13 protein-coding genes are annotated in these 10955 nt (G+C 49.8%); 4 read left to right on the top strand and 9 right to left on the bottom strand.

Translation table 11 applies throughout. From position 1 onward, the window contains the following. The 4 genes from WBV75_RS14545 to WBV75_RS14530 all read left to right on the top strand — a co-directional run. Nucleotides 1–869: gluconate:H+ symporter (locus WBV75_RS14545; protein WP_424121305.1), on the top strand; the 869-nt coding region annotated here is incomplete at its 5' end. Between the two features lie 10 nt (nt 870–879). Further along, nucleotides 880–1350, top strand: a complete 471-nt coding sequence (locus tag WBV75_RS14540) for a RidA family protein (protein ID WP_424121304.1) — start codon at nt 880–882, stop codon at nt 1348–1350. Between the two features lie 25 nt (nt 1351–1375). Then, on the top strand, nt 1376–2512 hold the full coding sequence (locus tag WBV75_RS14535; protein WP_424121303.1) for a D-TA family PLP-dependent enzyme: 1137 nt from the start codon (nt 1376–1378) through the stop codon (nt 2510–2512). A gap of 58 nt (nt 2513–2570) precedes the next feature. Next, nucleotides 2571–3221 (top strand): hypothetical protein, encoded by a 651-nt coding sequence (locus tag WBV75_RS14530; RefSeq protein WP_424121302.1) that lies wholly within the window; start codon nt 2571–2573, stop codon nt 3219–3221. Nucleotides 3222–3223: 2 nt separating this feature from the next. Here the strand turns inward: WBV75_RS14530 and WBV75_RS14525 are convergent, their stop codons facing one another. The 9 genes from WBV75_RS14525 to WBV75_RS14485 form a co-directional block, all read right to left on the bottom strand. Then, the gene (locus WBV75_RS14525) at nt 3224–5407 is read right to left on the bottom strand and encodes an acylase (protein WP_424121301.1); all 2184 of its coding nucleotides are present in this window, start codon (nt 5405–5407) and stop codon (nt 3224–3226) included. Between the two features lie 54 nt (nt 5408–5461). Beyond that, nucleotides 5462–5791, bottom strand: a complete 330-nt coding sequence (locus WBV75_RS14520) for a 2Fe-2S iron-sulfur cluster-binding protein (protein ID WP_424121300.1) — start codon at nt 5789–5791, stop codon at nt 5462–5464. An 18-nt stretch (nt 5792–5809) separates the two neighbouring features. Further along, nucleotides 5810–6871, bottom strand: coding sequence for an NAD(P)/FAD-dependent oxidoreductase (locus WBV75_RS14515; RefSeq protein ID WP_424121299.1), 1062 nt, complete (start codon nt 6869–6871; stop codon nt 5810–5812). A gap of 50 nt (nt 6872–6921) precedes the next feature. Then, the gene (locus tag WBV75_RS14510) at nt 6922–7164 is read right to left on the bottom strand and encodes a NifU family protein (protein ID WP_424121298.1); all 243 of its coding nucleotides are present in this window, start codon (nt 7162–7164) and stop codon (nt 6922–6924) included. A 2-nt stretch (nt 7165–7166) separates the two neighbouring features. Beyond that, complete coding sequence (locus tag WBV75_RS14505) at nt 7167–8312, bottom strand: P-loop NTPase (RefSeq protein WP_424121297.1); 1146 nt, start codon at nt 8310–8312, stop codon at nt 7167–7169. Nucleotides 8313–8421: 109 nt separating this feature from the next. Next, nucleotides 8422–8766 (bottom strand): MGMT family protein, encoded by a 345-nt coding sequence (locus WBV75_RS14500; protein ID WP_424121296.1) that lies wholly within the window; start codon nt 8764–8766, stop codon nt 8422–8424. A gap of 5 nt (nt 8767–8771) precedes the next feature. Further along, the gene (locus WBV75_RS14495; RefSeq protein WP_424121295.1) at nt 8772–9401 is read right to left on the bottom strand and encodes a LysE family transporter; all 630 of its coding nucleotides are present in this window, start codon (nt 9399–9401) and stop codon (nt 8772–8774) included. Next, nucleotides 9398–10075, bottom strand: a complete 678-nt coding sequence (trmB, locus tag WBV75_RS14490; RefSeq protein ID WP_424121294.1) for a tRNA (guanosine(46)-N7)-methyltransferase TrmB — start codon at nt 10073–10075, stop codon at nt 9398–9400. The genes WBV75_RS14495 and trmB overlap by 4 nt, the downstream gene beginning before the upstream one ends. 52 nt (nt 10076–10127) lie before the next feature. Beyond that, nucleotides 10128–10955: sensor histidine kinase (locus tag WBV75_RS14485; RefSeq protein WP_424121293.1), on the bottom strand; the 828-nt coding region annotated here is incomplete at its 5' end.

Below are 10955 nucleotides of genomic sequence, written 5' to 3'. Positions count from 1 at the left end.
CGCACGGGTATTTGCCACCTCATCCGGCGCCTACTGCCATTTCGGAGATTTTCGAGGCAGACCTCGGAAAAACCCTACTCTACGGGATCCTGATTGCCATTCCGGCCATTGCGGTAGCCGGGCCTTTTCTCTCCCGGTTTTTTAAAAAAATACCCGCCAGCCCCCTTAAGGAATTCGTAAACCCAAGGGTTCTCTCAGAAGCTGAAATGCCGGGTATCCGTGTGAGCATTTTTACAGCACTCCTACCCGTACTACTTATCGGGCTGGCCGCCTTGTCCGAATTGCTTTTGCCCGAAGACCTCTGGATTACCGAAGCCATACAATTTATTGGAAACCCGGTCATTGCGATGCTTCTTTCCGTGTTAGTGGCCATCTATACCCTTGGGCTGGCACGGGGTAAAACGATGAAGGAAGTGATGACTTCTGTGGGAAACTCAGTTTCGGGGATCACTATGGTCTTATTGATTATTGCCGGGGCGGGGGCCTTAAAAGAAGTGCTGATCCAAAGTGGGGTGAGCCAGTATATCGGAGATTTATTGTCCCAATCCAGCGTTTCACCCCTAATTTTGGCCTGGGGGATTGCGACTGTGATCCGGGTATGCGTGGGGTCGGCAACAGTTGCCGGACTTACAGCCGCCGGCATCGTCCTGCCCCTTATAGGCACCTCAGGTGTTGCCCCGGAACTGATGGTTCTGGCCATCGGTTCGGGCAGTCTGATGCTCTCTCATGTAAACGACAGCGGATTTTGGCTTTTTAAGGAATATTTTAACCTCTCAGTTGCAGATACTCTTAGAACCTGGACCGTCATGGAGACTACCGTGGGGATCATGGGGTTGATTGGGGTTCTCGTGCTGGACGCATTCATTTAAATTGGAAACTATGAAAAACAACACTCCTGAACAACGATTGCTATCCCTAGGGCTTGATCTTCCGCCGGCACCGCCCCCGGCAGGACTTTACAAACCCGTGCGGGTATCTGAAGGGTACCTCTATATTTCTGGCCAGGCGCCCATGCAAGCTGACGGCTCCTACATCTGTGGCCGAGCGGGAATTGACATGGACAGGGAGGATGCCAAAGCAGCTGCCCGTCAGGTAGGTCTCACCATGTTGGCTACCATAAAAACACATTTTGGATCACTGGATACCCTGGATTACCTGGTCAAAACACTGGGTATGGTAAACGGCAGTTCGGATTTTCATGACTACCCCTATGTAATTAATGGCTTCAGCGAGCTGATGGCCGAGGTATTCGGTACTGAAAAAGGGGTGGGTGCCCGGTCTGCAGTGGGTATGTTTTTACCTGGAAATGTAGCGGTGGAGATAGAATCCATATTTAAAATTAAGGATTGAAAGGCCTAATTTCAACCTATAGGAAATGGATGTAAAACAGCACAGGCCCTGGTTTACCGTTGCGGATGAAGGGAAAACAGACTCCCCGGCTTTACTGGTGTATCCCGGGCGGATTGCCCAGAATATCCGGGAAATGTTGGCGATTGCCGGAAATCCGGACCGACTAAGGCCCCACGTTAAAACCCACAAAATGGTGGAGGTTATTCGGATGCAGCAGGAAGTGGGCATCCGGAAATTTAAATGTGCCACCCTTGCCGAAGCTGAATTGCTCGCACAATGTGCCGCAGAGGATGTGCTGGTCGCCTATCCCCTTACCGGCCCCGGGCCTGCCAGGCTCTCGCGGTTACAAAAAAAGTATCCGGCCACGCGGTTTTCATGTCTCGTCGATAATCCAAAAACCCTGAAGGTTCTAGAGGAAACGGTCAGGGCTGAGGGAATCCGGATAGGGGTGTTTATGGATTTGAATGTAGGAATGAACCGCACCGGGATTATTCCCGGCCCGGAAGCGGTGGCGCTTTACCGGAAGATGGATTCAGCCGAAGGCCTTGATTGTCGGGGATTCCATACCTATGACGGGCATCTGAGAAACCCGGATCCCAAAATCCGGACTGCAGATTGCGACACTGCGTTTCAAAAGGTGGAAGCCTTACATGAAACCCTTTTAGCCCAGGCTATACGTGTCCCTGATATTATTGCGGGGGGATCTCCTACCTTTCCGATTCACGCCAGACGGACAGGGGTGGAACTCAGTCCCGGAACCACATTGCTTTGGGACGCCCGATACGGCTCCCAATTTCCAGAGATGCCTTTTCTCCCGGCTGCCGTGGTCTTATGTAGAGTAATAAGCAAACCGGCGCCCGGGATATGCTGCCTGGATTTGGGCCATAAGGCCGTAGCTGCAGAAATGGATTTTCCCAGGGTCCTGCTTCCACAACTCCCCGGGAGCACGCAGATAAGCCAGAGCGAGGAACATCTTGTCCTTAGGGATGATCCGAAAAACTTACCTCCGATTGGGACGGTTCTTTATGCGATTCCCATGCATATCTGCCCTACAGTAATCAAATATCCACAAGCACTTACCGTTATAGAAGGGTCCGTACGCGGCAAGTGGAATATTGCCGCAAGGGACTATCATTTACCGATCAAAGGCCCTGTTTTTTAACGTATTTACAACTTTCTTTGGCAGGGTATTTGCTAATTTTACAGTACAGAACGGTTGTATGCGAGTTTTCGGAACGATACTTATCTTTTGCTGTCTCAGTGGATCGCTGTGGGCCCAGACGGATATTCCCAACAGTCGTAAACTCAGGATTGAAGCCAATCCCGACAAGGGGGTTACCCCGAGCACGTCAACCAGCCTCGGGCTTTCATCTCCCTCTATCCTTGGGAAAACCCCGGACCTGAATCTCAGCGACGACCTGTACAAGCGACCTGTACAAATGCAGCCCGAAACCGAGCTCAAGCAAGCTGGGCACAACCTGGTACTAAAACCCAATTTATCAGAAGGGCAAAGGGGCAAATCTGAACATTTTGGGGATATGTATCTCGGGGATGTTAAAACCGCTTCCAGCTTTATCGGCATTGTCTGCAGGGATCACGAATACGTAGACGGAGATCGGGTTCGCATCTACGCCAACGGCATTGTAGTCGAGCCCAATGTGTTGTTAACCGGTGCCTTTAAAGGCATTAATGTAGAACTGGATCAGGGGTTTAACCGCCTGGAATTTGAGGCCCTGAATCAGGGGTCCTCCGGTCCGAACACAGCCCAGGTCGATGTCTACAATGAAAACGGAAAGCTTATGTTTTCAAATAAGTGGCTTCTTTCCACAGGCTCCAAAGCTTCCCTGATCGTCGTCAAGGAAGCCGAATAATCTTATTTCTTCCTTTTTCCCGGACGGTATTCTTCCTGAGCCCGGGCGCGGACATCGGCTTCGTAATAGGGAACATCTTTAAAGTCGGCATTCGCATAGCGCATGGCCTGATCATCGAAATGCGGCGATTGGGGATCCCCACTCTGTCCTCCGGCCAGAATGGATTTGGCCTTTACTTTGTCCCCAAATTCAACTACGGCGACAAAACTGTTGCCCCGGGTACCGTAAATACGTTTGGTGTTGTTGTGATAACGAGCCCCATATGCTGCCAGGGCGCCCCACCTGCCCGAGGCAAACCCAATGGGGATACTCGGCTTGGAATCGTCAAAAGCCTGGCGAATGTCGCCATTGATGCGCTGGTACCGGTTGACTTCGCCCCAGGGGAGTTCCCAGGTCCCGAAATCTGAAGTCAGATTATCGAGCACTTCGGAAAAAACAGAAAGACGTTCGGCATCCTCAGACTCAGATCCGAGGTACTGCATACGCTGCATATCGCTCAGACCCCCGGGATACTTACCTGTTCGTCCATATAGCGTGCCGTAAAAGTGCGACAGGGTCATGGCGACAGAAGCCTCAGAAGTCCTGAAATCCCACTTGCGTAAAACAGCAATCGGCCCGCCGAGTTTGGGATCGGGGTCCGGTTGCCGATCATAGGCCTCCACCAGACCAGGGATAAGGGCTTCAAAAGCAGGAAGTCGCGGGTCGTGGGCCAGTTCAATCAATCCATCCAGGGTAATACCCGAGGCCTCTTGAAGTAAATCAATCGCGTGAATCCCCCGGAAATTTTCACGGTCTGCCGACATATACTTGGGGTAATCTCCCCGCTTCGGGCTAAACTCTGAAGCCGATGTATAGGGGGTTGAATTGCAGTTCTGAATCCATCCGTTGGGCGGATTCACCACCAGAATACTCTCGTCTACCGAATGCAACCCCTGCCAGTCAGTACCCGGATCACTACCATCGACGGGTCTGTTGAAATCAATAAGGGTATCCCGTTTCGGAATAAAATTTCCATGAAAATAAGCGATGGTACCATCGGAATCGGCATAGACCGTGTTGTTCGACGAATTCGTACGAATGTCCATCATCTGCCGAAAACCATCGTAAGATTCCTGTTTGGTGCGGATAAAAGATTGCTCCAATGCCCGTACCGGATCCCACATCATAGCTGTGGCCACGGGTTTACCTTCAAATTCATGGGTGATGGGCCCATGATGTGTATGATAGGCCGGAAATGTCCGCTCCAACAGACTGTCTCCCGAGGTATAGGAAAGTGTAATCTCAGAGGTGCGCAAGGGTCTGAGTTCTTCCCCGTAACGGTACACCGGGGTTCCTTCTACTTCAGTTACCGTTTCCACAAATTCGTCCAAAACGTCCGTATAGGTGGAGGTATGCATCCAGCCGGTTTTCTCATTAAAACCCTGATAGACAAAAAACTGCCCCCAGGTAACAGCCCCATAGGCATTTAACCCCTCTTCGCTAACCACGTGTACCTCACCCCGGAAATAAAAAGAGGTATGTGGATTGATGAGCAGCATAGCATTCCCGGTGGCTGTAAGCTCACCAGAAAGCGCAATCCCATTGGATCCCCGTGGTTCCAGTTCGGCCTCTTTTTTCTTAAGTTCCATAGCTTCTGCTTCCGGGAATTCAATCCCCTTCTCGTAATACGCCTCGAGTTTACGCGTACTGATCCTTTCTATATCCCCTCCGATAGAGCCTTCACTAAAATACATGGGCATCCAGGGCTCGAAACGGGTCAGTAGTTTAGGGGTAACCTCCGGATGGGTATGCAGGTAGTAATTGATCCCGTCAGCAAAGGCATCGCATAATTCCTTTAACCAGTCAGGGCTGCTCTCGTAAGCCGCTATGGCCTCTGAACGCGTCATAAAAAGGCGGGCCCTTAAATCACTGTACAGGGCTTCCTCCCCCTCCAGCTCAGCGAGACGGCCGATAGCCCATATATAATTTTGCTCCACCCGATTAAAGTCATCCTCGCATTGTGCGTACAGCAAACCAAAAACAGCGTCGGCATCCGTTTTTCCATAGATATGGGGAACGCCGAAATCATCGCGGATTACCGTGACGCGCGCCGCCTGTTCTTCCCAGGCCTCGACTTCTGTGTTTTGTTTTGTTTCTCCACAACCCAGGAGCAGGGTCAATAACAGGGGTAGGTAAAGGAATCTCATCTGTGTGTTTTTAGCGTGCGGAGAGGAAGATACCCAAAAAAACCAAAAATAAACCTAACTCTCGGGAGCCAGTTCTATTTGCAGTCCATCCAGTTCAGGCTTGAGTACAATCTGGCACCCCAGGCGACTGCTTTCCTTTACATAGAAGGCCTCGGAGAGCATGGCTTCTTCTTCATCGGATTTTTCAGGAAGCTCATGGTCACTGAGCACATAACACTGGCAGGAAGCACACATGGCCATTCCCCCACAAACCCCGATGGTACCCTCAGGGGCGAGTTCATAGGCCCGGATCAATTCCATGAGGTTCATGTTCATATCCGTCGGTGCCTCAACAGTATGGTCCTCACCTTCCCGGTCTTTAATTCGAATTTGGATGTCACTCATGAAAAAACACGGATTTGTTTAATCGATTGCCTTTACAACGGCCTTGGGCGCTTCTTTCTTGCTCCCGTCAAACCCGGTAACACCTCCCACGGTGGTGTATTTCATGACATAACGCTTATTGGGGTGTATGCGTTGATAGGCACTTTGGCACATCAGGGTGGCCTCGTGGAATCCGCAAAGGATAAGCTTGAGTTTTCCCGGATACGTATTTACATCTCCTATGGCGTAAATGCCGGGAATATTTGTCTGGTAGTCCAGGGTATTGTCCACCTTTATCGCATTCTTTTCAATTTCCAGGCCCCAATTGGCGATGGGACCCAGTTTGGGCGAAAGTCCGAATAGGGGAATAAACGCATCGATTTCCACAAGGATATCCTCCTGTGGATCTGAATTACGGCGAACCAGCACTCCATCCAGGGAGTCCTTACCCTGCAATTGAACCACTTCTGCCGGGGTAATCAGGCGAATTTTATCCAGGTTTTTAAGCTCCTGAACCTTCTCAACAGAATCCAGCGCTCCCCTGAATTCATTACGCCGGTGCACCAGGGTAACCTCCTTTGCAAGATCAGCGAGAAAAATACTCCAATCCAGGGCGGAGTCTCCGCCCCCTGCTATCAGTACCCGCTTATCCCGATACACTTCAGGATCCCTGACCATATACGCCACCCCTTTATCTTCATATTTTTCCAGGGAATCCAGTTGGGGTTTCCGGGGTTCAAAACTCCCGAGTCCCCCGGCAATAGCGACAATGGGTGCATGGTGCTGCACGCCCTCATTTGTGGTCACCACAAAAGTTCCGTCCTCCAATTTCTCTATCTGTTCCGCTCGCTGACCCAATGTGAATCCGGGCTGAAAGGGTTTGATCTGTTCCATGAGGTTATCCACCAGGTCTCCGGCCATAACCTCCGGAAAGCCCGGGATATCGTAAATCGGCTTTTTGGGATAGAGTTCCGCCAACTGACCTCCAGCCTGTGGCAGGGCATCAATCAAGTGGCACTTGAGTTGTAACAACCCGGCTTCAAAAACGGCAAAAAGCCCTGTAGGGCCAGCTCCAATGATGAGTATGTCTGTCTTAATCATTCAAAATAACTTAGCGTATTTCTAAAAAAAGGGGGGATAAGTGCGTTACCTCATGTGGCCAGATTCACTACTTCTTCAATCTGAGGCGCGTGTTTTTTAATGGTCATTTCCACCCCACTCTTCAGGGTCATCTGATTTACGGAGCACCCTACGCAATTTCCTTCCAGACGGACCTTTACGAGTTTGTCATCCTCTATATCAACCAGGGTAATATCACCCCCGTCATTTCGAAGAAAAGGACGGATCTCCTCCAGCGCTTCCTCTACTTTCAGTTTCAATTCTTCAGAAGTCATACTCATTTCTTTTTAACAGCATCACAACCTGCCATTGTAGTTATCTTGATCGCCTCGGTAGGTGGCAGATTCGTGTTCCTCAATACGAGCTGACTTACCATTTTCTGTGTGGCCTCCTCAAAGGACAGAGCGGACGGTGTTCCTTCCTGAAGCGCCGCGGGCCTGCCCACATCAGCGGCTTCACGGATACCCTGGACTAATGGGATTTCACCAAGGAAAGGAATTTCCATATCCGTGGCCAAATTACGGGCACCGTGTTGTCCAAAGATATAGTATTTATTATCCGGCAGTTCGTCCGGTGTAAAGTAGGCCATATTTTCAAGGATTCCCAGTACGGGGACGTCAATCGCCTCCTGCTGGAACATCGCCACTCCTTTTCGGGCATCAGCCAGGGCGATCTGCTGGGGCGTACTGACTACTACGGCCCCGGTCACCGGGAGTGCCTGCATAATACTCAAGTGGATGTCACCGGTTCCAGGAGGAAGGTCTACCAGTAAAAAATCAAGCTGTCCCCAATTGGCATCAAAAATCATCTGGTTTAAGGCTTTTGAGGCCATGGGTCCCCTCCAGATCACGGCCTGATCCGGTTGGGTAAAGAAGCCGATGGACAGCATTTTTACACCGTAATTCTCAACCGGACGCATCCTCGACTTTCCGTCTATTTGGACAGCAATGGGTTTTTCTTCGGCCACGTCGAACATTATGGGAATGGAAGGCCCGTAAATATCAGCATCCAGGAGGCCCACATCAAACCCCATTTTCGCCAGGGTGACAGCCAGGTTAGCCGTTACAGTAGATTTCCCTACACCGCCTTTACCACTGGCGACGGCTATAATATTCCGGATTCCCGGAATCGTCTTGCCCTTAATAGGTGCGACTCTGGGCGGGGTAGCGGCTTCTACGGTGACGTTGACCGTTATCTTTGCTTTAGCATATACTTCTTTATGAATCGCCTGCAGGATACTGACTTCGGTTTTCTTTCGGGCCTGGAGGCTTGGGTTTTTTATAGTAATATCCACTACAACCTCATCCCCGAAAACCTGCACATTACGCACAGCCCCGGTCGCCACCATATTACCCCCCTCTCCCGGAACGGTAATCGTCTCCAGAGCGCGGAACACCTCTTTTTTATCCAGTGAAACCCCCATTTTATAAGACTTTGAAATTACCCTGCAAAGATAGGGCTTGGATTCGAATATTTAAAGGAAGTACGGCCCGGGGCAGGTTCTTATTTTCTTTTTGGAAACACCTTACATATCAGGAGTTTGAGTCCAGTAAAACGGCCGGATCCCAGAAGCACTCCCTAAAACCGACGATCTGATCGTCAAGCACTACAATTCCTTCGTTTTCAAGAAGTTGTTGCATGAGCGTGGTGCCTGGAAAATGGTGCTTTCCGGTTAATACACCATTGCGGTTTACCACCCGGTGTGCGGGGATGTCATCCATATTATGGGCATTGTTCATGGCCCACCCTACCATCCGCGCACTCCCGCCTGTTCCGAGGTAGCGGGCGATGGCTCCATAAGACGTTACACGGCCATAAGGGATCTGGCGAACCACAGCGTAGACGCGTTCGAAAAATCCTTTTTCTTCTTCATTCATATCCATCAGGTGTAATAGATCCGTATCAGGGTAATGACCAGCAAAATCAGCATAAGCAGGCTGAGGACGTAATTTGAATTCCTGGAGAATGCACTATTTCGCGCTTCGAGTTTGTTGAAGTAGACGGTGTAGAGGTAGAGCATCGTAAAAGATCCGCAGCCCGCGGCAAAGACAAAAATAGCGATGTCCCAGAAGGCGAACTGAATCCATCCGGAACTGTTCCACATGACATTAAGGGCACTGTAGTACGGAATGGTCAGAAAATTAAGCGCTGCCAACAGGACGCCCTTAAAAAAACTGTTTTTCTTGCTAATAGGGGTTAGGGTGAGCGGTTTTTCTTTATTCTTTTTTGCCTTGAGAAAAAAGAAAAGCGCAAAAAAGGCAAAAACAATCAGGGCTGCCTTCTGTAAGCTCACTATAACCTCGGGGTTCCTGTACAGGAATTTCGAAATTAAAACCCCTATATAAGCCTGCAACATTATGGTAAGCGACACTCCTATACAAAACACAATCCCGGCCGTCTTCCCTTTTTCCACACTGGTTTTCGCCGCGTTCATATTGAGCAGCCCCGGAAATACCGTTGCCATGAATGCTGCGGAAAAAGTAGCGAAGAAGAGTGTAAGCAGGTGCGTCATGGTGTGGCGAAACTGAAGGACAGATAGGTTATGGGTTTATCGTCTTCCAGAAACATTTTTTCGTAAAAAGTCTGAGTTTCCAGGACTTCCTCAGGGGCGCCCCCATTGTGGTAAATATCGTGATTGGAATAGGTTACCGGAATCCGGGAGGCATGAAGGATTCCGAGGGTATATCCGTGCATGAATTCACTGTCGGTTTTGAGGTGCACCACGCCACCGGGTGCCAGGATACTTCTGTATTTCTCCAGAAACTCCAAATTGGTCAACCGGTGTTTGGTCCGTTTGTATTTGATTTGAGGATCCGGGAATGTAATCCAGATTTCATGGACTTCTCCGGGGCCAAATAACAGGTCGATCAGTTCAATTTGTGAACGCAGGAAACAGACATTGGCCCGTTCCACTTCCAAAGCTGCTTTAGCCCCGCTCCAGATCCGGGCTCCTTTGATATCTACCCCGATATAATTTTTCCCCGGATTCTTCCCGGAAAGCGCCAGGGTGTATTCTCCCTTCCCACACCCCAGTTCCAGGACAATCGGGTTGGAGTTGCCGAAAAAGGTCGCCCAACGGTTCCGAAGCGCAAACTCCCCCTTGAGAACCTCATCCCGCTGCGGCTGAATGACATTTTTAAAGGAGGCATTATCCCGAAAACGCTTTAATTTATTCTTGGAACCCATAACAGTTGTAAATCACTGATTACAAAACTACTAAAATAGGTTGTCCCAGGGCTCAGGAGGTTACAGCTTCCGCTGCCTTTTCAAGGGTAAATGAGAATTCAGACCCTACATCTACGACGCTTTCGACGTAGATTTTCTCATTATGTGCCTCGATGATGTGTTTGACAATAGCCAGTCCGAGCCCGGAACCCCCTTCCCGCCGACTCCCGCTTTGATCTATGCGATAGAAACGCTCGAAGAGGCGGGTGAGGTGCTGCTCTTCTATCCCTTCCCCGTTGTCCGTAACCCGAACGATAACCTTGTTCTTAATTAGGTTTTCCACACTGACTTCCGTCGTACCATCTTCGTGTCCGTACTTAATGGAATTAACCAGTAAATTCGTCAGTACCTGCTGAATCCTCTCTTTATCCCCTTTCACGTAAATGGGCTGATCGTAGGCCATATCGAAGACCAGTGAAATTCGTTTTTTCGAGGCCTTCATCTCCAGGAGGTCAAATACGCTTTGGATAAGTTCGATGATATCAAAACGTTCGATTTCCAGGTGGAGTTCCCCGATTTCCAGCTTCGAAATCAGATCGAGATCCTTTATGATGTAAATGAGTCGCTCCACTCCCTTGGCTGCGCGCTGCAGGTATTTTTTTCGGACTTTCTTATCCTCCAAAGCCCCGTCGAGGAGTGTATGGATATAACCCTGAACAGTAAAAAGAGGGGTCTTAAGTTCATGAGACACATTACCCAGAAATTCCTTCCGATATTCCTCCCGGATTTTTAAAGTATCGATTTCGACCTTTTTATCCTTCGCAAATTTTTCGATTTCCGAGGTTAGGGTTTTCATATAGGTGGTGATCGGGCCGGAGGCAATAGAAGTGGACTCCAGACG

This window comes from Robiginitalea sp. (assembly GCF_049588695.1).
Taxonomy (GTDB): domain Bacteria; phylum Bacteroidota; class Bacteroidia; order Flavobacteriales; family Flavobacteriaceae; genus Robiginitalea.
The sequence above is the reverse complement of the archived record's forward strand: the minus strand, read 5'-3'. Positions and strand labels throughout refer to the sequence as shown.

What these genes read in the sequence shown, in the direction of transcription:
- WBV75_RS14495 (WP_424121295.1), bottom strand. Translation starts at nt 9,401, where the DNA reads ATGACGCACCTGCTTACACTCTTCTTCGCTACTTTTTCCGCAGCATTC.
- WBV75_RS14500 (WP_424121296.1), bottom strand. Translation starts at nt 8,766, where the DNA reads ATGAATGAAGAAGAAAAAGGATTTTTCGAACGCGTCTACGCTGTGGTT.
- WBV75_RS14505 (WP_424121297.1), bottom strand. Translation starts at nt 8,312, where the DNA reads ATGGGGGTTTCACTGGATAAAAAAGAGGTGTTCCGCGCTCTGGAGACG.
- trmB (WP_424121294.1), bottom strand. Translation starts at nt 10,075, where the DNA reads ATGGGTTCCAAGAATAAATTAAAGCGTTTTCGGGATAATGCCTCCTTT.
- WBV75_RS14530 (WP_424121302.1), top strand. Translation starts at nt 2,571, where the DNA reads ATGCGAGTTTTCGGAACGATACTTATCTTTTGCTGTCTCAGTGGATCG.
- WBV75_RS14525 (WP_424121301.1), bottom strand. Translation starts at nt 5,407, where the DNA reads ATGAGATTCCTTTACCTACCCCTGTTATTGACCCTGCTCCTGGGTTGT.
- WBV75_RS14540 (WP_424121304.1), top strand. Translation starts at nt 880, where the DNA reads ATGAAAAACAACACTCCTGAACAACGATTGCTATCCCTAGGGCTTGAT.
- WBV75_RS14510 (WP_424121298.1), bottom strand. Translation starts at nt 7,164, where the DNA reads ATGACTTCTGAAGAATTGAAACTGAAAGTAGAGGAAGCGCTGGAGGAG.
- WBV75_RS14535 (WP_424121303.1), top strand. Translation starts at nt 1,376, where the DNA reads ATGGATGTAAAACAGCACAGGCCCTGGTTTACCGTTGCGGATGAAGGG.
- WBV75_RS14515 (WP_424121299.1), bottom strand. Translation starts at nt 6,871, where the DNA reads ATGATTAAGACAGACATACTCATCATTGGAGCTGGCCCTACAGGGCTT.
- WBV75_RS14520 (WP_424121300.1), bottom strand. Translation starts at nt 5,791, where the DNA reads ATGAGTGACATCCAAATTCGAATTAAAGACCGGGAAGGTGAGGACCAT.